The 23,227-nt window shown below is 67.4% G+C and carries 26 protein-coding genes; 18 read left to right on the top strand and 8 right to left on the bottom strand.

What is annotated here, in order from left to right; all coding sequences use genetic code 11:
• The first annotated feature begins 73 nt into the window (after positions 1-73).
• The 13 genes from AC1D2F_RS10235 to AC1D2F_RS10175 all read left to right on the top strand — a co-directional run bounded on the left by AC1D2F_RS10235 (position 74) and on the right by AC1D2F_RS10175 (position 9,686).
• On the top strand, positions 74-580 hold the full coding sequence (locus AC1D2F_RS10235) for a GNAT family N-acetyltransferase (RefSeq protein WP_229992665.1): 507 nt from the start codon (positions 74-76) through the stop codon (positions 578-580).
• Positions 577-1,659: an amidohydrolase family protein gene (locus AC1D2F_RS10230; protein WP_364747957.1), complete on the top strand. Its 1,083-nt coding sequence runs from the start codon at positions 577-579 to the stop codon at positions 1,657-1,659. Before AC1D2F_RS10235 ends, AC1D2F_RS10230 begins: the two co-directional genes overlap by 4 nt.
• Before the next feature lie 82 nt (positions 1,660-1,741).
• A complete protein-coding gene (locus AC1D2F_RS10225; RefSeq protein WP_229992663.1) occupies positions 1,742-2,617 on the top strand; it encodes a VOC family protein in 876 nt (291 codons plus the stop codon).
• 767 nt (positions 2,618-3,384) lie between these two features.
• Entirely contained in the window at positions 3,385-3,822 is a 438-nt protein-coding gene (locus tag AC1D2F_RS10220; RefSeq protein WP_229992662.1) for a hypothetical protein, read from the top strand.
• Positions 3,823-4,040: 218 nt separating this feature from the next.
• On the top strand, positions 4,041-4,466 hold the full coding sequence (gene rpsP, locus AC1D2F_RS10215) for a 30S ribosomal protein S16 (protein ID WP_026266438.1): 426 nt from the start codon (positions 4,041-4,043) through the stop codon (positions 4,464-4,466).
• 1 nt (position 4,467) lies between these two features.
• Positions 4,468-4,710 carry an RNA-binding protein gene (locus AC1D2F_RS10210; protein ID WP_079554798.1) on the top strand — a complete coding sequence of 81 codons (243 nt, stop codon included), beginning with the start codon at positions 4,468-4,470 and terminating at the stop codon, positions 4,708-4,710.
• Positions 4,711-4,832: 122 nt separating this feature from the next.
• A complete protein-coding gene (gene rimM / locus AC1D2F_RS10205) occupies positions 4,833-5,390 on the top strand; it encodes a ribosome maturation factor RimM (protein ID WP_229992661.1) in 558 nt (185 codons plus the stop codon).
• Positions 5,391-6,203, top strand: coding sequence for a tRNA (guanosine(37)-N1)-methyltransferase TrmD (gene trmD, locus AC1D2F_RS10200; RefSeq protein ID WP_476966666.1), 813 nt, complete (start codon positions 5,391-5,393; stop codon positions 6,201-6,203).
• A gap of 235 nt (positions 6,204-6,438) precedes the next feature.
• Positions 6,439-6,798, top strand: a complete 360-nt coding sequence (gene rplS, locus AC1D2F_RS10195) for a 50S ribosomal protein L19 (RefSeq protein WP_090578701.1) — start codon at positions 6,439-6,441, stop codon at positions 6,796-6,798.
• Positions 6,799-6,928: 130 nt separating this feature from the next.
• Positions 6,929-7,609, top strand: a complete 681-nt coding sequence (gene lepB / locus AC1D2F_RS10190) for a signal peptidase I (protein ID WP_229992659.1) — start codon at positions 6,929-6,931, stop codon at positions 7,607-7,609.
• Complete coding sequence (lepB, locus tag AC1D2F_RS10185) at positions 7,610-8,587, top strand: signal peptidase I (protein ID WP_364747948.1); 978 nt, start codon at positions 7,610-7,612, stop codon at positions 8,585-8,587.
• A gap of 10 nt (positions 8,588-8,597) precedes the next feature.
• Entirely contained in the window at positions 8,598-9,263 is a 666-nt protein-coding gene (locus AC1D2F_RS10180; protein WP_229992657.1) for a ribonuclease HII, read from the top strand.
• A 96-nt stretch (positions 9,264-9,359) separates the two neighbouring features.
• Positions 9,360-9,686, top strand: coding sequence for a DUF2469 domain-containing protein (locus AC1D2F_RS10175; protein WP_018773443.1), 327 nt, complete (start codon positions 9,360-9,362; stop codon positions 9,684-9,686).
• 479 nt (positions 9,687-10,165) lie between these two features.
• Here the strand turns inward: AC1D2F_RS10175 and AC1D2F_RS10170 are convergent, their stop codons facing one another.
• Positions 10,166-10,594: an HAD domain-containing protein gene (locus AC1D2F_RS10170; RefSeq protein WP_229992656.1), complete on the bottom strand. Its 429-nt coding sequence runs from the start codon at positions 10,592-10,594 to the stop codon at positions 10,166-10,168.
• Positions 10,591-11,085, bottom strand: a complete 495-nt coding sequence (locus tag AC1D2F_RS10165) for a hypothetical protein (RefSeq protein WP_229992655.1) — start codon at positions 11,083-11,085, stop codon at positions 10,591-10,593. The genes AC1D2F_RS10170 and AC1D2F_RS10165 overlap by 4 nt, the downstream gene beginning before the upstream one ends.
• Positions 11,086-11,135: 50 nt before the next feature.
• Between AC1D2F_RS10165 and AC1D2F_RS10160 the strand changes: the two genes are divergently transcribed.
• The 5 genes from AC1D2F_RS10160 to AC1D2F_RS10140 all read left to right on the top strand — a co-directional run bounded on the left by AC1D2F_RS10160 (position 11,136) and on the right by AC1D2F_RS10140 (position 16,099).
• Positions 11,136-11,492: a YraN family protein gene (locus AC1D2F_RS10160; RefSeq protein ID WP_229992654.1), complete on the top strand. Its 357-nt coding sequence runs from the start codon at positions 11,136-11,138 to the stop codon at positions 11,490-11,492.
• Entirely contained in the window at positions 11,493-13,040 is a 1,548-nt protein-coding gene (locus AC1D2F_RS10155; protein ID WP_476966665.1) for a YifB family Mg chelatase-like AAA ATPase, read from the top strand. It begins immediately after the preceding gene.
• Between the two features lie 47 nt (positions 13,041-13,087).
• A complete protein-coding gene (gene dprA / locus AC1D2F_RS10150) occupies positions 13,088-14,275 on the top strand; it encodes a DNA-processing protein DprA (RefSeq protein WP_229992652.1) in 1,188 nt (395 codons plus the stop codon).
• A gap of 48 nt (positions 14,276-14,323) precedes the next feature.
• The gene (locus tag AC1D2F_RS10145) at positions 14,324-15,292 is read left to right on the top strand and encodes a tyrosine recombinase XerC (protein WP_414645549.1); all 969 of its coding nucleotides are present in this window, start codon (positions 14,324-14,326) and stop codon (positions 15,290-15,292) included.
• Positions 15,293-15,595: 303 nt separating this feature from the next.
• Entirely contained in the window at positions 15,596-16,099 is a 504-nt protein-coding gene (locus tag AC1D2F_RS10140) for a DUF3145 domain-containing protein (RefSeq protein WP_026266435.1), read from the top strand.
• Positions 16,100-16,220: 121 nt separating this feature from the next.
• On the opposite strand, the gene fabF is transcribed toward AC1D2F_RS10140, so the two are convergent.
• The 6 genes from fabF to AC1D2F_RS10110 all read right to left on the bottom strand — a co-directional run.
• On the bottom strand, positions 16,221-17,456 hold the full coding sequence (fabF, locus tag AC1D2F_RS10135; RefSeq protein WP_229996011.1) for a beta-ketoacyl-ACP synthase II: 1,236 nt from the start codon (positions 17,454-17,456) through the stop codon (positions 16,221-16,223).
• Between the two features lie 167 nt (positions 17,457-17,623).
• Positions 17,624-17,869, bottom strand: a complete 246-nt coding sequence (locus AC1D2F_RS10130) for an acyl carrier protein (protein ID WP_079554778.1) — start codon at positions 17,867-17,869, stop codon at positions 17,624-17,626.
• A 201-nt stretch (positions 17,870-18,070) separates the two neighbouring features.
• Complete coding sequence (locus tag AC1D2F_RS10125) at positions 18,071-19,132, bottom strand: beta-ketoacyl-ACP synthase III (protein ID WP_229996012.1); 1,062 nt, start codon at positions 19,130-19,132, stop codon at positions 18,071-18,073.
• The gene (locus AC1D2F_RS10120) at positions 19,129-20,058 is read right to left on the bottom strand and encodes an ACP S-malonyltransferase (protein WP_229996013.1); all 930 of its coding nucleotides are present in this window, start codon (positions 20,056-20,058) and stop codon (positions 19,129-19,131) included. The genes AC1D2F_RS10125 and AC1D2F_RS10120 overlap by 4 nt, the downstream gene beginning before the upstream one ends.
• A gap of 87 nt (positions 20,059-20,145) precedes the next feature.
• Positions 20,146-21,390: a PucR family transcriptional regulator gene (locus AC1D2F_RS10115; protein ID WP_476966664.1), complete on the bottom strand. Its 1,245-nt coding sequence runs from the start codon at positions 21,388-21,390 to the stop codon at positions 20,146-20,148.
• A gap of 174 nt (positions 21,391-21,564) precedes the next feature.
• On the bottom strand, positions 21,565-23,227 hold a 1,663-nt coding region (locus AC1D2F_RS10110), incomplete at its 5' end, for a transketolase-like TK C-terminal-containing protein (RefSeq protein WP_476966663.1).

Raw genomic sequence — 23,227 nt, 5'->3', positions numbered from 1 at the left:
CGAAGCTACCACGTGCCTGTCGACGGCTGTGGAGTATGACGCGGCCGGCGGACCGCGGTGTTAGCTTGGCATTGTGACTGTGCCCGGGGCCGCGGCCCGGATCAGGACGGCGACGCCGGAAGACCTTCCGGCGCTGCCGGTTCTCGAGGCCGCAGCAGACCGCATCCTCGAAGCGGAGCCGGGGGACCAGGCGCTCCCGGCTCCGGCGTTGACGACGCCGGTCGAGCCGCGCTTCATACTTGTCGCCGGAAACCCGCCCGTAGGATTTGCCCGCGTTGACGAACTCGGCGGCCAGGCCCACCTGGAGCAACTCTCCGTGCAGCCGGACTTCGGCGGGCGGGGGATCGGCCGGTCCGTGGTGGAGGCGGCCATCGATGCGGCCCGGAGTCGTGGCTGTTTATCGATGACGCTTAGCACCTTCGCGGACATTCCGTTCAATGGGCCGTTTTACGCGAGCTGCGGTTTCGAGGAATTCGCCCAGCCGGGCCAGGCGTTGGCTGCCCTGCGGGTGCACGAAGCGCAGCTGGGGCTGGATGATCTGGGCCGGCGGGTTGTCATGCGGATTAGGCTTAGGCCATGACCGGCATCATCGAATTCAGCGGCCCCATCCTCACGGCCGCGGACCAGGAACGCCGCGGACTTTGGTCGGTGGACGGACTGCTGACCTTCCGCCGCCCGGCAGCCGCGCCGGAGACCGTGCTGGACGGCTGGGTCATTCCCGGGTTCGTGGACGCACACTGCCACATCGGCCTGGGCCCGGGCGGGGACGTTTCCGAGGACACCGCCGAATCCCAGGCCCTGGCGGACCGGGACGCCGGGACGCTGCTGGTCCGAGATGCCGGCGCGGTCCACGACACCCGCTGGCTCCAGCAGCGGGCGGACCTTCCCCGGATCATCCGCTCCGGCCGGCACCTCGGCAGGACCCGGCGCTACCTGCCGGGCCTGGCCATCGAGGTCCAGCCGGAGGATCTCGTAGAGGCGGTGCGGAAGCAGGCCCGCGCGGGCGACGGCTGGGTCAAGCTCGTGGGGGACTGGATCGACCGCGACGCCGGCGACCTGGCGGCCAGCTTTCCCGCCCGGACGGTCAAGGACGCCGTCCAGGCCGCCCACGATGAAGGGGCCCGGGTCACCGCGCACTGCTTCGCCGAAGACACCCTGGATGACATGCTCGACGCCGGGATCGACTGCATCGAGCACGGCACCGGGCTGCTGCCCCGGCACTTGCCGCGCTTCCTCGACCAAGGCGTCCCGATCGTGCCCACTCTGATCAACATCGCCACGTTCCCGGACATCGCCACGCGGGCGGAGGCCAAGTTCCCCCGCTACGCCGCCCACATGCGCTCGCTGTGGGAACGGCGGGCTGAACGGGTCCTCGAAGCCTACGAGGCCGGGGTGGCCATCTATGCCGGCACCGACGCCGGCAGCGTGATCAGGCACGGCCGGATCGTGGACGAGATCCATGCCCTGCACGCCGCCGGCCTGCCCGCAGCAGCCGCCCTCGACGCGGCGGCCTGGTCCGCGAGGACGTGGCTCGGCGCGGACGGCATCGCCGAAGGGGCCAGCGCCGACGTCCTGGTATGCGCCGAAGACCCCCGGCAGCACCTCGGCACCCTCGCGGGCCTACAGCACATTGTGCTGAGGGGGCACTTCATCCGTTAGGAATAAATTGAAGCTTCAAGTAATTTTACCCTATACGAAAGGTCGCCGATACCCGGTGGCCGCAAGACACCGGAGCGTTTCGATGACCCAAGAATCCAGCACCCAGGATCTCCTTCCGGCCGAACTCAGCATGGGCACCGTGATGCTCAAGGTCGGCGACATGAAGCTCATGACCGATTACTACCAGCGGGCCCTCGGCCTGGAAATTGTGGCCGAACAGGACGGCGGCCTCTACCTCGGACGCAAGCGCAAGCCGCTGGTCCACCTGGCGCCCGCCCCCGGCCTGAACATTCCCTCCCGCGGCGAGGCCGGGCTCTTCCACACCGCCCTGCTCTTCGAGGACCAGCACTCCCTGGCGGCTACCGTGGCCACCGCGGCCCAGTATGAGCCCCAGTCCTTCACGGGCAGCGCGGACCACCTTGTCAGCGAGGCGTTCTACTTCAACGACCCCGAGGGCAACGGCATCGAGCTGTACTGGGACCGGCCGCGGGAAGCCTGGTCGTGGGAGGGCAAGAACGTCGTCATGGACAGCCTGGCCCTGCCGCCGCAGCGTTACCTGCAGCAGTTCCTGACCGAAGAATCCGTGACCGGCCAGCGCGAGGCCGCCGCCGGCGTCGGGCACGTCCACCTGCAAGTGGGCGACGTTCATTCCGCGCAAGAGTTCTACGTCGGCACCCTCGGATTCGAGAAGACCGCGGGCTGGCACGGCCAGGCACTGTTCGTCTCTGCCGGCGGCTACCACCACCACATGGCCATGAACGTCTGGAACAGCCGCGGCGCGGGTCCCCGGCGCGACACGTTGGGCCTGGGTGAAGTCCTCATCGAAGTGCCGTCCGGTGACGACGTCGCAGGCCTGGCCGACCGGCTTAAGGTCGCCGGCGTCGATTCGCACCACACCGGCGCCGAGCTGCGCTTCGAGGACCCGTGGCGCAACCGGATCCGCGTCGCCGTGCGCTAAGGCACGCTGTTCGCTGGGCATGTCCAGCGTTCATAGCTCCCCACTGGACATGCCCAACGTTCGTTGGCGGGACTTCGGAACATGTCCATCGGTCGCGGCCGGGAATGGACATGGCTGCCTTATGTCCATTGCTCACCGTCGGGGGAGGGCATTTCCACTGTTCGTTGGCGGGACTTCGGAACATGTCCATCGGTCGCAGCCGGATGGGCTGGGTTTCCCGGGCTGGAGGAGGACATGTCCACTGGTCGCCCTCAGGACCGCTGGGTATGTCCACCGGTCGCAGCCGGGAACGGACATAGCTGCCATATGTCCAGTGCTCACGGTCAGGGGAGGGCATGTCAACTGGTCGCCCTCAGGACCCCTGGGCATGTCCGCGGGCGGGGCCGGGTGGGCAGGGTTCCCGGGCCGGAGGAGGGCATGTCCACTCGTCGCCCTCAGAACCGCTGGGTATGTCCACCGGTCGCGGCCGGGAATGGACATAGCTGCCATATGTCCATTGCTCACCGTCGGGGGAGGGCATGTCCACAGTTCGTTGGCGGGACTTCGGAACATGTCCATCGGTCGCGGCCGGGAACGGACATAGCTGCCATATGTCCAGTGCTCACGCTCCGGGGAGGGCATGCCCACGGGTGGGACCAAGTATGGCGACATCCGGCACGGTTACGGAGGGCATGTCCACCAGCGTCGCCGTGCGCTAAAGGCACGCTAGGCTGAAGCGACGCCGAAAACAGCGGTCCGCGTACCGCCGAACCCTAAGGACAAGCTGCATGGGATTCACCGAACTCTTTGTGTCCACCCACGAAGAAGCCCTCAAGCGCGCCGGCGCACTCGAAGGCGGCGGGCCGGCCGCGCCGGGGGCAGTCCGCATCCCGGAGATTAGTGACTTTGAGGTGGAGCGGCTGGGAGACCTCGCCGGAGTGGCCGTGCACGCCCCGGGCGCGGATTACGAGCTGGCCATGGTTGACGTGGCCAGCGACTCGCTGCTCGGCGTCCCCGCCGCGATGGTCCGCACGCTGGCGGAACTGCTCAGCTATGAAACCGAAGGGGAGGGCGACGTCCTCGAGGACGTCGCGGCCAACTGGGCCGCCGAGGAGGACATGCCCTTCGGCCCGGACGAGGCGCGGGGCTATGTCCGCCGGATCGCCGAGCTCGCCGCTGGAGTCGACCCCGCCACCAGGTCCGGCCTCTACGTCTGGACGTCCTGACCGGCCTGGATCGCCGCGACCAGGGGGCGTGCTGGCGCGCCGGACCCGCGTCAAGTCGAAATCCTGCCGGTGTTCTGGCACAATGAACAGGTACTCGATCTGCGTGGCCCCTCTCTCCGCGTCTGGATCTTGTCCTTTAGAACCCCCAAGTACGGCCCGCCCCACGGGTGCAGAACGCCGGGCTCGACCCCGTTTCAGAAACAGGAGTGACCACAAAAGTGGCCGTAAAGATTCGCCTTAAGCGCTTCGGTAAGATGCGCGCACCGTACTACCGCATCGTCGTCATGGACTCACGCTCCAAGCGTGATGGCCGTGCTATTGAAGAGATCGGCAAGTACCACCCGACCGAAGAGCCCTCGTACATCGAGGTCGACACGGACCGTGCCCAGTACTGGCTCGGCGTCGGCGCACAGCCGTCCGAGCAGGTTGCCGCGATCCTGAAGATCACCGGTGACTGGCAGAAGTTCAAGGGTCTCCCGGGCCAGGAGGGAACCTTGAAGACCAAGGCTCCCAAGGCTGCCTTCGTTACCCCGGAAAAGGGTTCCGTGATCATCCCGGAAGCCATCACCAAGAAGGCCAAGAAGGATGAAGCTGCCGAGGCTCCCGCCGACGCCGCCGAAGCAGAGACCACCGAGGCTGAGTAAATTGCTGGCAGAAGCGCTCGAACACCTGGTCCGCGGGATTGTTGACAGCCCCGAGGACGTCAAGGTCAGTGCGAAGAACAACCGCCGCGGGGAAACCCTTGAGGTGCGCGTTCATCAGGACGACCTCGGACGGGTGATCGGCCGGCAGGGCCGGACCGCACGCGCATTGCGCACTGTGGTTGCGGCGCTGGCGGACGGCGAGCAGGTCAGGGTCGACGTCGTCGACACCGACCGCCGCCGGTAACGCTTTCAGCACTACTTGTCTTGAGTCCGGCCCCTTCACCAGATAATGGTGGAGGGGCCGGACTGTTTTCCCGTCGTTACGCAACAGACTTACAGAATCACCAACCCCGAACAGAGGAACAGATGCAGCTCCAGGTGGCACGAATCGGCAAGCCCCACGGCATCCGCGGCGAAGTGACCGTCCAGGTGCTCACCGACGCGCCCGGCGACCGTTTTGTTCCCGGCACGCAGTTCATCGTGGAACCCGTCTCCGCCGGGCCGCTGACGGTGTTCAGCGCGCGCTGGAACAAGGACATCCTGTTGCTGGCCTTCGATGAGATCGAAACCCGCAACGAGGCCGAGACCCTGCGCGGCGCGAAGCTGTTCATCGAAACCGAAGAAATCGGCGCCGCCGACGACGACGAGGGCTGGTACGAGCACGAGCTCGTGGGCCTGGACGTCCGGGTGGGCGCCAGCGTGGTCGGCAAGGTCTCGGGACTGCACACGCTGCCCGTCCAGGACCTGCTGGTGGTCACCACGACCGACGGCAAGGAAGTCCTGATCCCGTTCGTCGAGCAGATTGTGCCCGAGGTCAACGTGGGTGAAAAGTACGTCCTCGTCACCCCGCCGCCCGGGCTGTTCGAGGTCAACACCGACGAGGCCCCCGACCAGCACAACCTCGATGAGCAGGGCAACGCGTAGATGAGAATCGACGTCGTCAGCATCTTTCCGGAGTACCTGGCCCCGCTGGAACTGTCGCTGATCGGCAAGGCCCGCCAGGACGGCCTGCTGGACCTCAAGGTCCACGACCTGCGTGAGTTCACCACCGACCGGCACCGGACGGTCGATGACACCCCCTACGGCGGCGGCGCCGGCATGGTCATGAAGCCCGAGCCGTGGGCGCAGGCCCTCACCGCCGTGGCCGCCGGGCGGTCCGAAGACGCCGGCGTGCCGGATTCTGCCGGCAAGCCGGTCCTGATTGTCCCGTCGCCGGCGGGGGAGCGCTTCACCCAGGCCACCGCGCACGAACTGGCCGAGGAAGAGCAGCTGGTGTTCGCCTGCGGACGCTATGAAGGCATCGACGAACGCGTCCTGGAATGGGCCGCGGACCACTTCACGGTGCGCCCGATGAGCCTGGGGGACTACGTCCTCAACGGCGGCGAAGTCGCCGTGCTGGCCATGGTTGAGGCCATCGGGCGGCTGCTGCCCGGCGTCGTCGRCAACCCCGAGTCCCTGGTCGAGGAGTCCCACTCGGACGGGCTGCTCGAGTACCCCGTCTACACCAAGCCCTCCAGCTGGCGGGACCGGGACGTCCCGGCGGTGCTGCTGAGCGGCAACCACGGCAAGATCGCCCAGTGGCGCCGGCACGAGCAGTACCGGCGCACCGCCGAACGCCGCCCCGACCTCCTGGTGGAGTTCGACGCCGGCAGGCTGCCGCGCGCGGACCGCACGGCGTTCGCTGACCTGGGGTACGACGTCGTCGACGGCCACCTGGTGCGCCGTCCCGACGCCTAACCGCCGGGATTGGGCTAACCCGCACAAAATGTGGCAAAATTAGTCCTTGTGCCTGCTGGGTTGCGAACCTGCCACAGGGGGAGCGCTGCCAACAGCCCGGCACCCCGGTCCCGTCTATTCCTGACAGGGCCGGATTGACAAACTTTCGGCGGAAATTTCCGGGCGGCACATGCCCCCGGGCTTGGCCGCCGTAACCCAACGTGAGTGACCTGTGGCGTTCACCAGGAGTGGATCAATGCATATCCTCGATTCCGTAGATGCAGCCTCGCTGCGCACCGATGTTCCCGAGTTCCGCGCGGGTGACACCATCAAGGTTCACGTGAACATCATCGAAGGCAAGAACTCCCGCGTCCAGGTATTCCAGGGCTTCGTCCTGGGCCGCCACGGCGATGGCGTCCGCGAAACCTTCACCGTCCGCAAGGTCTCCTTCGGTGTCGGCGTGGAGCGTACCTTCCCGGTGCACTCCCCGATCATCGACAAGATCGAGCTCGTCTCCAAGGGTGACGTGCGCCGCGCCAAGCTTTACTACATGCGTAACCTGCGTGGTAAGGCCGCGAAGATCAAGGAAAAGCGCGACTTCCAGCCCGCCAAGTAAGTCCTTTCGACTTCCACGACAGGCTTCCACCGCGGGTCCACGGACCGTACCCGGTGCGTCAGCTAGTGCGGCGCCGGAGCTATCCGCAACAGCGCAATTTAGTTCACTACAGCGCCAAGGGATACGGAACATGGAACAGCCAAAACGCCAGCCCAGGAAACCGGGCTGGCGTTTTGCGTTGCTGGCCCTGGTGCTCGCCGTGGCCATCAGCGCCGTGGTCCGCTCATTGTGGCTGGACATCTTCTTCATCCCGTCCGCGTCCATGGAACCGCTCCTTCACACCGGGGACCGGATCCTGGTGGCACGGGCCGGCTTCCAGGCTGAACCCCTGGACAGGGGGGACGTCGTCGTCTTTGACGGCCGCGGCTCCTTCGCCCCGCTCAACAGCGGCAACGGCCCCGTGGTGGATGCTCTCGCCGAAGCCGGACGCTGGCTCGGCCTCGCGGGCAGCGACACCACGTATGTCAAGCGCGTCATCGGACTGCCCGGTGACCGCGTGGTTTGTTGCGATGCCGGCGGCCGGCTCACAGTCAACGGTCAGCAAGTTGCGGAACCGTACTTGTATCCGGGGGACACCCCGAGCGATATGAAGTTCGCTGTTGAGGTGCCGGCCGGACGGCTCTGGCTCATGGGGGACCACCGCTCCATGTCGGCCGATTCCCGGAGCCTCCTCGGTGCCCCCGGCGGCGGCATGGTGCCGCTCGAACGCGTCATTGGCAGACCGGTACAGATCATCTGGCCGCTTGATAGATTTGCAGCAGTAGCGCGGCCCGAACCGGCTGCGACAACGACGACGACGAACGGACAGTAGATGCCCGAAACCGAACCGCGCACTCCTGATCCGCAGGGCCAGGACCGACCCCGGGTTGCCGCCTCGGCGATCCCCGGGGACGAGCCGGCGGAGCAGCCCACCACCCGGCTGCCGCAGGCACAGGTCGCGGACGAGCACGCTGGTGCGGAGGCCGCGGCGCCGGCTGTTGTGCCGGCGCCGGCGTCGCAGGACGGCAGTGCCGGGGCGCGGCGGGCTGATCGGGGCGACAGGGACCGGACAGCCGGTCCCGCCCACGCAGATGCGTCCTCCCGCCGGGCCAGGAAGGCCAGGGCCCGTGAAGGGCGCAGCCCGCTCTTCCTGTGGCTGAAGGAGGTTGCCACGGTGGTCATCGTGGCGATCGTGCTGTCCTTCCTGATCAAGACCTTCCTGTTCCGGGCCTTCTACATCCCGTCCGAATCCATGGTCAACACCCTCGACGTGAACGACCGCATCTTCGTCAACCTCCTCGTGCCGGAGCCCATGGCGCTCCAACGCGGGGACGTGGTGGTGTTCCGGGACAGCCAGGGCTGGCTGGCCCCCGCAGCCCAGAAGACGAAGGGCCCGTTCACCTGGGTTCAGGACGGGCTGACGTTCGTCGGTCTGCTTCCGGACAACTCGGAACAGCACCTGGTCAAGCGCGTGATCGGGCTCCCCGGGGATCACGTGGTCTGCTGCGACGCCGGCGGACAGCTCACCGTCAACGGCGCGCCGCTTGATGAGAAGTACATCAATTCCGTCGAGATTCCCCAGGTCCGCGACTTCGACGTCGTCGTGCCCGCGGGCAAGGTCTGGGTCATGGGCGACAACCGCAACCACTCCGCGGATTCACGCGCCCATATGGACACCAACGGCGGCTTCGTCAACGAGTCCGACATCGAAGGCAAAGCCGCCGTCATAGCGTGGCCGCTGAACAGGATGTCGGTGCTGGACAACTATCCGGGCGTCTTCAGCAGCGTGCCCGCCCCGACCGGAAAGTAAGCCGCCCTTCATGTCAGTCGCCCCCACCCTCGACTACGAACGCCGCTTCCGCAGCTCCGGCGCCCGGCTTCTCGCGGGTATCGACGAGGTGGGCCGCGGTGCCCTCGCCGGCCCCGTCAGCGTGGGGATCGCCGTCGTCGACCTGCAACAGCAGAAGCTCCTGGCCGATGTCCGGGACAGCAAGCTGCTCAAGGTCGCGGACCGGGAGCGGCTGGTGCCGCTGGTCCGGGACTGGAGCGTCGCCTCCGCCGTGGGACATGCCTCCGCGAACGAGATTGACGAACTCGGAATCATCGCCGCCCTCCGGCTGGCCGGGAACCGGGCCTGGTTCGCGGTGCTCGCCGCCGGCATCAGGCCCGAGGTTGTCCTGCTGGACGGCAGCCACAACTGGCTCTCGCCCGATCTCCAGCCCTCACTCTTTGACGACGCCCCCGCCGAACCCGGCTGCGACGCCCCGGTGCACACGCTGGTCAAAGCCGACATGCAGTGCCTCAGCGTCGCCGCGGCCAGCATCATTGCGAAGGTCGAGCGCGATGCGATGATGTGCGAGCTGCACACCCAATACCCGGCCTACGGCTGGGACGAGAACAAGGGCTACGGCACCGCGGCGCACAAGGAAGCGCTGCGGACCGCCGGTCCCACGCCGTACCACCGGGTCAGCTGGCAGCTGCTCTAGCCTGCGGGCGCCGGCCCGTGGCACGCTGTGCCTCTCTGTGCCTCTCTGGGGCGCGCGGTGGCGCGCGGCCGACGCCGGATGGTGCAAGATGGAACCATGAGTGCCGAGGACCTTGAAAACTATGAGACCGACATGGAGCTACAGCTCTACCGCGAATACCGCGACGTCGTCGGGCTGTTCAGCTATGTGGTCGAGACCGAACGGCGTTTCTACCTTGCCAACCATGTTGACCTGCAGGCCCGCAGCGCCGACGGCGAGGTCTACTTCGATCTGACCCTGCAGGACGCCTGGGTGTGGGACGTCTACCGTTCCGCCCGCTTCGTCAAGAGCGTCCGCGTCATCACGTTCAAGGACGTCAACGTCGAGGAACTGCCGCGCAGCGAGGAGCTCGCCCTGCCCAAGGTCGAAGACCTGGGCAACTGACCCTGGCTTCCTAGTTTTCGGGCTTCCTAGCCCCTGGGTGCCGCAGCAGGGTTTCCCGATGCGGTCCAGGGCAATGCACCCGGGCCCAGATAGATACCGCCTTCCGCCGCCCGGGTGACGAGTGTGGGCAGTGGCAGAACCCCCATCAACTGCGCAGCGTTATGAAGCAATCTGCTATTTATTCATGAGCTTTTTTGATGAAGTAGACGTTTCCGTCCTCATCAGAGCGACTGACTCGATGTCGCGGACTGACAAGCGCGGCATGTCCTCAAGGTGTGACGCGAAGCCCTCGAGGCTGACGACGTACATGGCGGTCGGTTGTTGCTCGCAGAGCTGTATGGCAGCTCGCAGCTCGCAGCTCGCAGCTCGTCAGGGTTGTCCAGGTCCCCAACGTTGAGCAAGTCACGTAGGGGCTATTTAACTCGCTCCAGCACGTCCTGAAGTTGATCATAAGGTTCTCTTCGTTGGCTGGTAGACGTTCACTCATTGGCTCTCTCCTCCCTGTTTAGATATTCGGTTACCTGCTGCGCAATCTCGTCGGTGATTCCCGTCTGCCAGGCGGTCTTGAACAGGGGCTGATCGGCATAGAAGTCTGAGTCATCATCGATAATGGCATACCGCGTAACTTCTGGATGCTGGTCCAGCCACATCTTCACCTCCTCGCCACGAAAACCTGTGTCTGCCGTCGGAGTCACGTCAAAGGTCTTGTAGACGTGTCGGTCGACCTCTTCCCGGCCGTCTTTGAAGATCCGCCATGTGGACGTAAGAACAACGGCTGCGTCAGTGTCGAGGATGATCTTGCTGACCCTGGACGCCAGGAACGGATCGATGCCCATGAAGCCGTGAAAGCTCTGTCGCGTACCCACGCGGTTGACGACTCCATCAATATCGAGGAAAAGTACTTTCATTCCTGTTTCTCCTGCGGTTCTTCTCGTCCTGCCTTGATTATGCGATCAGCAGTGCTGAACACCCTGCGGATACGCTTCTCGTCTGGCTTATTTCCCTGTAGCCAAGACTGGACGTAGTGACGGCTCTCGTCGGCGTCGAACTGATCAGTCGCCCCTGACTTGTTCATGATTAGGTAGGCCGACCCCTCGGCTTCGAACTGGAAGATCCCACGGTGATTGCCGTACTCTGCCAGCTTCTCGTCAGTTGTGTGACCGTGGACGATGTGGCTCAGCTCGTGCTGAATCGTCTTGAATGGATAGGCCGCGACCGGGTTGATGGCGAACCGCCTGTGTCGTGAGTAGCCCTTGGCGTTGCCGTTCAGACTCTGGTACGCCATGTCTTGATTCGCCAGGGAGCCGGGTGCACGTTCCTTGTTCCAAGTCGGTGCTTCATACTCCGGTAACGCTGCGACCTTTCCTCCGCCGCGACCGGGCCATGGGTTTTTCCACATAGCAAAAGTGTGCCCTCTGCCCGTCCTTGGCGGCCCGCCATGCTGGAGGTATGAGAGCTAAGGACGTGCTCGGCCGCCACGGGGAGGACCTCGCGGCGGATTACCTTCAAGCCCACGGCATGCAGATCGTGGAGCGGAACTGGCGCTGCCCTGAGGGTGAGATCGACATTGTCGCGTTTGATGGCGAAGCCGTGGTCATCGCCGAGGTGAAAACCCGCAAGTCCCTCGCCTACGGCCACCCCTTTGAAGCCGTGGGCGCGGACAAGCTGGCCAGGCTCCACCGGCTCGCGTCGGCGTGGTGTCGTGCCCAGGGGCTGCGCGCCCCACTGTGCCGCGTGGACGTGATCGCCGTGCTGGACGACGGCATCGGCGAGCCCGACGTCGAGCACCTCAGGGGTGTGGGGTAGATGGGCTTGGGCCGGACCTATTCGGTCGCGCTCGTGGGCCTCAACGGCTACATCGTCGAGGTCGAGGCCGACATCGGCCAGACCCTGCCGGCCTTTGTGATCCTTGGCCTGCCGGACGCCTCACTGAACGAGGCCAAGGAACGGATCCGCTCCGCGGCCCAGAACTCGGGGATCCCGCTGAGCCGTCGGAAAATTACGGCCAACCTCATCCCGGCGTCCCTGCCCAAACGCGGCTCGGGCTTCGACCTCGCCATCGCCATGGCGGTGCTGCTCGCGGCGAACGACATCCGGCCCACGGGGCGCACCGTCTTCATCGCCGAACTCGGCCTGGACGGCCGGCTGCGGCCCGTGCGGGGCATCCTTCCGGCCGTGATGGCCGCGGTACGGGCCGGCTACCCCGAGGTCGTCGTGGCCCGGGCCAACGTGGCGGAGGCCGAGCTCGTCCCCGGCGCGCAGGTCCGGGGCTATGCCACCCTGGCCCGGCTCGCCTTCGACTGCGGCGCGGACCCGCAGGACCTTGCCCTCGACTTCGAGCCCGGGTCCGAGGACTCCGACAGCCCCGATACAGGCAGCGGTCCCGCCCTGGCGCCGGACATGTGCGATGTCTCCGGCCAGGCCGCGGCGCGGCGCGCCCTGGAAGTGGCAGCTGCCGGTGCCCACCACTTGCTGCTGACCGGACCGCCGGGCGCCGGGAAGACTATGCTCGCCGAGCGGCTGCCCGGCCTGCTCCCGGATCTGGGCGACACCGAGGCCATGGAGGTCACCGCCATCCACTCGCTGTGTTCTTTGCCGTCGGGCTCTGTGCAGCTGCTGCGCCGGCCACCCTACGAGAACCCGCACCACACCGCGACCGCTGTGGCCATCATCGGTGGCGGGTCCGGGCTGCCGCGGCCCGGGGCAGCGTCCCGTGCACACCGCGGAGTGCTCTTCCTGGACGAAGCCCCGGAGTATGACCGCGGCGTCCTGGACGCCCTGCGGCAGCCGCTGGAAAGCGGTGAGCTGGTCATCCACCGCTCGGCCGGGTCAGCGGCCTATCCCGCCCGATTTCAGCTGGTCCTCGCAGCCAACCCCTGTCCGTGCGGGAAGGCAACCGGCAAAGGGGTGGACTGCATCTGCACCCCCACCATGCGCCGCCGGTACCAGGCCCGGATGTCCGGGCCCCTGTTGGACCGGGTCGATATCCAGCTCGAAGTCGAGCGGGTGTCGCTGGCCGGATTCGGCCAGCCTACAGCCGAGGAGGGAACCGCCAGCATCGCGGAACGGGTCCGGGCGGCCCGGAGCCGTCAGCTGGACCGGCTGCTGCCGTTCGGGATGGAAACCAACGCGCAGGTGCCGGGGCGGCTGCTCCGTGGGGCCCTGCGGCTCGATGCCCCCACCACCCGCATCCTGGACTACGCGCTGGAGCGCGGTGTGCTGACCGCACGCGGCTACGACCGCGCGCTGCGCCTCGCCTGGACCCTTGCGGACCTCTCCCGGCGCGACGTTCCGGACGGGGACGACGTCGGGCGGGCGCTGGGCCTCCGCCAGGCCGCCGCGGCCTCACCCTGAGCCTGCCGGCGCGAATCAGCACCCGTAGCCACGCGAAAGGAACCACCATGATCGATGACGAACGAACAGCCCGGGCCGCCCTGTCCCGACTATTCGAGCCGCAGGACGCGGCGGCGCTGGCACTCGTGCGGGCCGCGGGAACGCAGGACGCCCTGCGGATTGCCAGCGGCCGGCTCGCAGCCGGTCCCGAGCTTGAGCAGGAGATGACCGGAATCCTGTCGGACAGCGGCTCCGGTGGGGGCTGGTCAGGGCTCACGGAGGCGCTGAAGCGTTGGGCCCCGCGCGTGCCCGACCTAGCACCGGAGCGGGACCTGGCCACCATGCAGCGGCTCGGCGGACGGATCCTCATTCCCACAGACGACTTGTGGCCGCGGCAGCTGGCGGACCTCGAACTCAAGGAACCCCTGTGCCTGTGGTGGCGCGGAGTGGAACAGGAGCTGCCCCCGGCGGCCCGGTCCATTGCTCTGGTGGGCTCCCGGGACAGCACCAGCTACGGGGCATCGGTGACGGGCGATCTCGCGTACTCGCTGGCCCAGCGCGGCTTCACGATCGTCTCCGGCGGTGCCTACGGGATTGACGCCCACGCCCACAGGGCGGCCCTGGCCGGAAGCACGGGCGGCGTGCCCACCATTGCCGTCATGGCCGGGGGAGTGGACCGCTTCTACCCGTCCGGCAACGAGGACTTACTCCGGGCCGTGGCGGACCACGGCGCGGTCTTGGCCGAGGTCCCGCCCGGGTCCGCGCCCACCCGCTACCGGTTCCTGCAGCGCAACCGCCTCATTGCGGCATTGGCCTCTGTAACGGTCGTCGTCGAGGCCCGGTGGCGCTCCGGCGCCCTCAACACCGCCCACCATGCCGAAAGCCTGGGCCGGGCCGTGGGCGCCGTGCCCGGATCCATCCACAGCGCCAACTCCGCCGGCTGCCACCGGCTCCTGCGCGAAGGCGGGGCCGTGTGCGTCACGGATGCCGGGGAAATCGCCGAACTCGCCTCCCCGAGCGGCGAGGGGGTGCCCCCGGACAAGGCAGGCCGGGCTGAGGCCCACGACGGCCTGACCCTGGAGGACCTGATCCTGCTCGATGCCCTGCCGCTGCGCACCACCAGCTCGGTCGAGAAGCTGGCCACGGTGGCCGGTCTGGGCCCGGACTCAGTCCGCGCCGGGCTTGGCAGGCTGGGGCTGCTGGGCCTGGCCGAATCCCGGCACGGCGGCTGGAAACGCTCCGGGAAAGCGGACTGAGGTGATGAGCGCCGCCGGGAAGGCGCGGCTCGCCGACCGGCTCCTTGAATGCCCCGGGAATACTGCCACAGTAGGAGGGTGCCTACACAGGATCCCCCCGCCGCGCTGCCCACCTCGCTGGACGGCGCCGCCGCACGCTTCGGCCGCTACCTGGAAGCGGAGCGGGGCCGGTCCGCCCATACCGTCCGGGCCTATCTCTCCGACGTCGAAAGCCTGCTGGCGCACGCCGCGACCGAGGGGGTCCAGGATCTTGCCGGGCTGGAGCTTGGGACCCTCCGGCGCTGGCTCGGCGCCCAGAGCGAGTCCGGCAAGTCCCGCGCCACCCTGGCCCGCCGCGCCGCCACCGCCAGGGCCTTCACCGCCTGGGCTGTCCGCGAGGAGCTGATTGAAGCCGACCCCGCCCTGCGGCTCAAGGCCCCAAAGCGGGAGAAGTCCCTGCCCGGGGTCCTGCACCAGCAACAGGTCCGGAGGCTCGTGGACGACGCTGAATCCGCTTCGGCCGAGGGCGAACCTCTGGCACTGCGTAACCGCGCCATGGTGGAGATGCTCTACGCCACCGGTGTCCGCGTTGGCGAGCTGGCCGGCATGGACGTGGACGACCTCGACCCCGACCGCAGAACCCTCCGGGTGCTCGGCAAGGGCAACAAGGAACGCACGGTGCCCTACGGGCTGCCGGCTGCCCTCGCCCTCGACGACTGGCTCCGCCGCGGCCGGCCGGCCCTCGCCACCGGGACCAGCGGCCCCGCGCTCTTCCTAGGCGCGCGCGGCGGAAGGGTGGACCAGCGCCAGGTCCGCAGYGTGGTCAAAGAGATGCTGGAGCGGCTGGGGGACACCGCCGCCACCGGACCGCACGCCTTGCGGCACTCCGCAGCGACCCACCTGCTCGACGGCGGGGCGGACCTGCGTGCCGTGCAGGAAATCCTCGGGCACAGCAGCCTTGCCACCACCCAGATCTACACCCACGTGTCCGTCGAGAGACTCCGGCAAAGCTACCAGCAGGCGCACCCCCGGGCCTAAGGATCGCCCGGCACAGGGATGCCCGGACCGGCCCGGATAGGGGTCCGCGGAGACGGGCGCGGCGCGCCGGAAAAGACGCGCCGAATCGCACTGGCGTAATTTGGAGGCGTAGGGCAGAATAAAACTCACGCCCGGGAAGTTTCAAGTTGAACTTGAAGCTGGAATGCACCACGTCCCAGCTTCGAACCCGGTTGTATAAAGTAGTCTGGCAGGAACCGCTGGCATGATTTCGGATCCGCGCAACAGACAGACATCCAGGCACAGGTCGTTGGGGAAGACGTACCTACAGCTATGGAGGATGGAATGTCTGTTGCACTGACCCGAGGTGTGTTGTTTGTTCACTCGGCCCCGACTGCCTTGTGCCCCCACGTTGAGTGGGCCATAGGGTCCGTCGTGGACAAGCGGACGGACTTGGAGTGGACCGCTCAGCCTGCCGCGCCCGGAATGTTCCGGGCCGAGCTGTCGTGGACCGGAACGCCGGGCACGGGGGCTCAATTGGCGTCCGCTCTGCGCGGCTGGGCGCACCTGCGCTACGAAGTCACCGAAGAACCGAGCCAGGGAGTCGACGGCGGCCGCTGGTCGCACACCCCGGAGCTGGGGATCTTCCACGCCACCACCGACGTCCACGGCAACATCATGGTTTCCGAGGACCGCATCCGCTACGCCTACGAATCCGGCGCCGGCGACCCCTCCGCCGTGTACCACGAACTCTCGCTCGCCCTCGGGGAGGCCTGGGATGAGGAACTCGAGCCCTTCCGGCACGCCGCAGAAGGCGCCCCCGTGCGCTGGCTCCACCAGGTCGGCTAGGGCCTCACCAGTCGCTACACCGCAGCAATTCCATAGCTAGGCGCCAAAAGGCAGATGGCGGCAATGTTCACGAAGAACATTGCCGCCATCTGCTATCTCGGCGTGCTGTGGGCAGGTGCAGCTACACGCTGCGTACCGCGATGACGGCGTTGTGGCCGCCGAAGCCGAACGAGTTGCTCAGTGCGGCGATGCTGCCGGCGGGCAGGTCGCGGGCCGTAGTGACGACGTCGAGCGGGATTTCCGGGTCCTGGTTCTCGAGGTTGATGGTCACCGGCGCCTTGCGGTCGTAGATGGCCATCACGGTCAGCACGGCTTCCACGGCCCCGGAGGCGCCAAGCAGGTGCCCCATCTGGGACTTGGTGGCCGAGACTGCGACGGTGTCCACGTGCTTGCCCAGTGCGGCTTTGAGGGCCGCGTACTCGGGCTTGTCGCCGACCGGGGTGGAGGTGGCGTGCGCGTTGACGTGGACGATGTCTTCGGGCTGGATGCGGCCGTCGAACATCGCAGCCTTCAGCGCGCGGGTGGCGCCCAGGCCCTCGGGGTCCGGGGCGGTGATGTGGTAGGCGTCGGCGGTGACCGAGGTGCCGGCCAGTTCGGCGTAGATCCGGGCGCCGCGGGCCAGGGCGTGTTCCTCGGCCTCGAGCACCAGGGCACCGGCACCCTCGCCCATGACGAAGCCGTCGCGGTCACGGTCGTAGGGCCGTGAGGCGTGCTCGGGATCGTCGTTGCGGCGCGAGAGGGCCTGCATGGAGGCGAACGCGGCGATCGGCATCGGGTGGATGGCGGCTTCGGCGCCGCCGCAGACGACGACGTCTGCCTTGCCGGCACGGATCAGGTCCAGGCCAACATGGACGGCTTCGGTGCCGGACGCGCAGGCGGAAACGGGGGTGTGGGCGCCGGCGCGGGCTCCCAGGTCCAGGCTCACAGCCGCGGCCGGACCGTTGGGCATCAGCATGGGCACGGTCATGGGCAGGACACGGCGGGGACCCTTTTCGCGCAGGGTGTCCCAGGCGTCCAGAAGGGTCCAGACGCCGCCAATGCCGGTCGCGAAAGCCACCGCCAAACGGTCGTGGTCGATTTCGGTGATGCCGGAGTCGGCCCAGGCCTCGCGGGCCGCGACCACGGCGAACTGGGTGGACGGGTCCATGCGCTTGGCTTCGACCCGGGACAGGACATCTAGGGCCGGGGTGGAGGCGCGTGCGGCGAAGTGGACGGGCAGCTCGTACTTGGCCACCCAATCGTCCTCAAGCGTGTGCGCGCCGGAGACGCCCTTGAGCGCGTTCTTCCACATCGTGGGGACATCGCCGCCGATGGGTGTGGTGGCACCCAGACCGGTAATGACTACTTTGCGTGCCATGGGATCACTCTCTGTCGGTGCGCCTGCCGTATCCGGAACCGCGAACGGGATGGCCGGGGCCTGCGAGGGGAAACTTTCGGGTCATGCACTTGATGGTGGTCCGGTCCGGGCACTGCTGCAGCGCCCGGACCGGGCACCTGGGTCCGCCGTTGCCGGCGGAAGCCAGACTAGGCCTGGGCGTTGGAGATGAAGCTGACGGCGTCGCCGACGGTCTTGAGGTTCTTGACCTCTTCGTCCGGGATGCGGACGCCGAACTTCTCTTCGGCGTTGACCACGATGGTCATCATCGAGATGGAGTCGATGTCCAGGTCCTCGGTGAAGGACTTGTCCATTTCGACAGCCTCCGTGGCCAGGCCGGTCTCTTCGTTGACGATTTCAGCCAGGCCGGCCAGGATTTCTTCGTTGCTAGCCATTGATGGCTCCTTTTCTGGTTGTTGCCCCCGGCTGCCGGTGGAATGCCGGCAGCCGGGGGCGGACATGATTCAAACCGAGGGTTCGGCTTGGTGCGGGAATGCTTGCTGAGCACAGCATGGGGGCGAGCCCCGAAAGTGAAGGACATGCGGTGCCAAGGTGAAACGGGCGGAACGTATTCAGTTCGGAAAAACGGTGGCTGCCTAAGGAAGCACGACCACCTGGGCGCCGAAGACCAGTCCGGCTCCGAAGCCGATCTGCAGCGCCAGCCCGCCGCTGAGCTCGGGGTTTTCCTCAAGCAGGCGGTGGGTGGCCAGGGGGATGGACGCCGCCGACGTGTTACCGGCGTCGGCGATGTCGCGGGCGATCTTGACGGACTCGGGCAGCTGCAGCTTCTTGGCCATCTCGTCAATGATGCGCATGTTGGCTTGGTGCGGGATGAACGCGGCAAGGTCCTCGGAGCGGACGCCGGCGGCGTCCAGGGCCTGCTGGGCCACCTTGGCCATCTCCCACACCGCCCAGCGGAAGACCGTCTGGCCGTCCTGGCGCAGGGTCGGCCACAGCGACGCGTCCGTAACTGCCGCTTCCTCATCGCTGACGGCGGCACCGTGCTTGCCGGTCAGGGCGAGCTCGCGGATGTCCAGCATGGAGTGGGTCATGCCGATGGCATCCCACTTGCTGCCGTCCGAACCCCAGACTGAAGGGCCGATGCCCGGCGTCTCGGAAGGGCCGATCACGACGGCGCCCGCGCCGTCGCCGAGCAGGAAGGAGATGGTCCGTTCCGTGTTGTCGATGACGTCGGAGAGCTTCTCGGCACCGACCACCAGGACATAGGCGGCCGCGCCRGAGCGCACCAGGGCGTCGCCCTGGGCGATGCCGTAGCAGTAGCCGGCACACGCCGCGGAGATGTCGAACGCCGGGGCCGGCGTCGCGCCGAGGCGGTCGGCGAGGCTCGCGGCAGCGGAGGGGGTCGCGTACGGGTGGGTCACCGTGGAAACGATCACGGCGCCGAGCTGGGAGGCCTCGATGCCGGCCTTTTGCAGCGCCTCACGTGCGGCGCCCTCGGCCATGTCAATCACGCTGACATCGGCGGGCGCGCGGTGCCGGGTGACGATGCCCGTGCGCTGGCGGATCCACTCATCCGAGGAATCGATCCACTGGCACACGTCCTCGTTCGTCACGATCACGCTGGGCCGGTAGGCACCGACACCCATGATGCGGGTGTTTTCCTGCACGGGGGCCTGCTTCAGTGTGGGAACGCTCATGCCCCTCCCTCCAATTCTGCAAATAGGGCCAGGGCCGCGGAGAGATCGTCCGGGGTCTTGACGGTGACGGTCTTGACGCCGGGCATGCCGCGCTTGGCCAGGCCTGCCAGTGTTCCGGCGGGAGCCAGTTCGATCACGCCGGTCACCCCGCGTTGCACCATCGTCTCCATGCAGAGATCCCAGCGGACCGGACGGGAGACCTGGGCGATGAGGCTGTCGACGGCGGCAGCACCCTCGGTGACTTCCGCGCCGTCGAAGTTGGACAGCAGCGGTACCTGCGGGTTCTGGGGGTGCAGTGACGGGCGCAGGGCCTGCAGGGCAGCACCGGCGGGGGCCATGTGCGAGGTGTGGAACGCGCCCGCGACCTTCAGCGGAATGACCCGGGCCTTGGCCGGCGGGTTCTCGGCGAGGGCCTTGAGCTGCTCCAGGGTGCCGGCGGCGACGGTCTGGCCGGCCCCGTTGACGTTGGCGGCGGTGGCCCCGGCGGCGCTGATGGCAGCCAGGACGTCCGCGGGGTCGCCGCCCACGACGGCGCTCATGCCGGTCGGGGTGGCGGCAGCGGCAGCGGCCATGCTGTTGGCGCGTTCGCGGACAAACGTCATGGCTTCGGTTTCCGTCAGCACACCGGCGAGCGAGGCCGCGGTGATTTCGCCGACGGAGTGGCCGGCGAGGATGACCGGAAGCGTGCCGAGTTCGACGTCGAACAGTGACTTTGCGGTCACCAGGCCTGCGGCGACGATCAGGGGCTGCGCTACCGCAGTGTCCTTGATGGTCTCCTCATCGGAGGTGGTGCCGTGGGCGGTGAGGTCGATGCCTGCTATTTCGCTGAGGGAGGCCAAAAGGCCTGCGACGGGTGGCAGTTCCAGCCAGGGGGCCAGAAAACCAGGGGTCTGGGAGCCCTGTCCAGGGCAGACGATTGCAAGCACGTAACCAGCTTTCCAAATTACCGCGTGAACATTCGTGTTTTCATGCACCAAGCTCACTGGGTCAGTTTGTAGGAAGTCTACAACGGTTCAGGAGCCGTTGCGGGGAGGCTGCCGCTCCGTGGGGGCCTTCGGCGGGGTCGAAAGCCGGCCCACGACGAGGGCGGTCTGGAGCACGAACGCCTCCCGCGGCAGCAGCGGATCCCAGCCTGTGACGTCGCAGACGCGCTTGAGCCGGTAGCGCACGGTGTTGGCGTGGACGAAGAGTTCGCGGGCCGTCGCCTCGAGCGAATGGCCGAGTTCGAGGTACGTTCCGAGGGTCTCCACCAGCCCGTTGGAGGCGGCCAGCAGCGGACGGTAGATGTTCTTGACCAGCGAGCGGCGGGCGGCGTCGTCGCCGGAGATCACGCGCTCGGGGAGCAGGTCATCGGCCGCTACCGGGCGCGGCGCGGAAGGCCAGGCGCGGGCGGCGGTGAGGCCGGCAAAGGCTGACTGGGCGGAGCCGCTGGCTTCGAGGAGGGAACCGGCCTCCGGGCCGTAGACCACCGGGCCGGGGGCAAAGAGTTCGCTGAGCTTCAGGTACGCGGTCTCCCGGTCGTGGACCCCGCCGAGGATGAGGATGAGCCGGTCGCCCTGGATCCCCACGAGGGCGTCCTCGGCGAAGCGCCCCGCGGTGCGCCGCAGTTCGCTGACGTAGCTGGCGCTTGGTTCGGACGGGGAATTCCCAACCATCACGGTGAAGCGTTCCTGCGCTTTCCAGCCCAGGGCCGCGATCCTGGACCGCAGCGCGTCCGTGTTTTCGCCGCGGAGGATGGCATCGACAATCAAGGCTTCCAGGCGGGTGTCCCAGGAGCCGCGGGACTCCGCGGCGCGGGCATAGACGTCGGCGGCCGCGAATGCGACTTCCCGCGAGTAGCGCAGCACGGCTTCCCGGAGGGCCCCCTGGTCCGCCTCCGGGGCGATGACCGGGACCTGGTCTTCTACGACTTCTACGACGATCCGGATCAGCTGGAGCGCCTTCTGGAGGCTGATGGAGCGGGTCAGTTCGGTGGGTGCGGTGCCGAAGACGTCGGAAAGGATCCACGACGGCGAGCTCGGCCGCTCGTACCATGTGACGAAGGCCGCGATGCCGTTCTGGGCCACCATGCCCAGGGCGGAACGTTCATCCGAGTTCAGCCGGCCGTACCACGGCAGGGACTTCTCAAGCTGGCGCAGCGTCGTCGTCGACAGCTGGCCCACGCTGGCCCGGAGCTTCTTGAGGGTTTCGGCCTTCTCCGGAGTCATCGACCTCGAGGCCGGTTTGCGTTTTTCGGGAGTGGTGATCGGCTCTGCCATGCATTGAGCATACGGGGCGCACCGTCCAAGCTCCATTTGTGCGAAGGCTACAACTGCCGTTGTCCTGCATCACAGCGTCCCTGGCGCGGCCCCGGAGAGGAGCCGGAGCGGTTAAACGCCCGACGGCGGCCCCCACCAACAGGTGAGAACCGCCGTCGAACTTTGCTGGCGTGCTTAGGAGTCGCCGCCCGCGTTGCCGGTGGTGCCGGCGTTGACGTTGTGCAGGCGGTACTTCTCGATGGCCTGGGCAGGCGCCTCGGCATCCACTTCGCCCCGGCGGGCCAGCATCTGAAGGGAACGGACCACAACCGAATGGATGTCGTTCTTGAAGAAGCGGCGCGCCGCGGCGCGGGTGTCGGAGAAGCCGAAGCCGTCGGCGCCGAGCGAGGCGAACTCGTTCGGGAGGAACTGGCGGATCTGGTCCGGCACGGCCTTCATGTAGTCCGTGACTGCCACGATCGGCCCGGTGGCGCCGGCGAGCTGCTGGGTCACGAACGGGACGCGGGCAGGCTGGCCGGGGTTGAGGAAGGCTTCTTCCTCGGCGGCCATGGCGTCGCGGCGCAGTTCGGTCCAGGACGTCACGGACCAGACGTCGGCGGAGACGCCCCAGTCCTCGGCCAGGATCCGCTGGGCTTCGAGGGCCCAGGGAACGGACACGCCGGAGGCAAGGATCTGCGTGCGCGGGCCGTCAATCTTGGCCGGCGCCAGCAGGTAGATGCCCTTGATGATGCCCTCGACATCAAGTTCCGCCGGTGCCGGCGGCTGCACGATCGGCTCGTTGTAGACAGTGATGTAGTACATCACGTTCCGCGACGGGTCGTTGTCGGCCGGGCCGGGACCGTACATCCGGTTGAGGCCGTCGCGCACGATGACGCCCATCTCGTAGCCGTATGCCGGGTCGTAGGTGATGACGGCCGGGTTGGTCGCGGCCAGGATGGGGGAGTGGCCGTCGGCGTGCTGCAGGCCTTCGCCGGTCAGGGTGGTGCGGCCGGCGGTGGCGCCGATGATGAACCCGCGGGTCATCTGGTCCGCGGCGGCCCAGAAGGAATCGCCGGTGCGCTGGAACCCGAACATCGAGTAGAACACGTAGACCGGGATGAGCGGTTCGCCGTGAGTGGCGTAGGACGTTCCGGCGGCGGTGAACGCTGCCACGGAACCGGCCTCGTTGATGCCGGCGTGCACGATCTGGCCGGAGATGGACTCCTTGTACGCCAGGACGAGTTCGCGGTCCACGGAGAGGTAGTTCTGGCCGTTCGGGTTGTAGATCTTCGCCGTCGGGAAAAACGCGTCCATGCCGAAGGTCCGTGCCTCATCCGGAATGATCGGCACAATCCGCTTGCCGAACTCCTTGTCCCGCATGAGGTCCTTGAGCAGGCGGACAAACGCCATGGTGGTGGCGGCGTGCTGCTTGCCGGAGCCGCGGTTGGCGACTTCGTAGACCTTCTCATCCGGGAGGGTGACGTCGACGTGCTTGGAGCGCCGCTCGGGGACGAAGCCGCCGAGTTCCTTGCGGCGGCCCATCAGGTACTGGATCTCGGGGGAGTCCATGCCGGGGTGGTAGTACGGCGGCCGGTAGAGGTCCGCTTCCAGCTGCTCGTCGGTGATCGGGATGCGCAGGTGGTCGCGGAAGGCCTTGAGGTCGGCCATCGTGAGCTTCTTCATCTGGTGGGTCGCGTTGCGGCCCTCAAAGTGCGTGCCCAGGCCGTAGCCCTTGACCGTGTGGGCCAGGATGACCGTGGGCTTGCCCTTGAACTCGGTCGCGGCCTTGTAGGCGGCGTAGACCTTGTTGTAGTCGTGGCCGCCGCGCTTGAGGTTCCAGATCTGGTCGTCGGTCGGT

Source organism: Arthrobacter sp. P1_B3 (genome assembly GCF_056406615.1).
The sequence above is the reverse complement of the archived record's forward strand: the minus strand, read 5'-3'. Positions and strand labels throughout refer to the sequence as shown.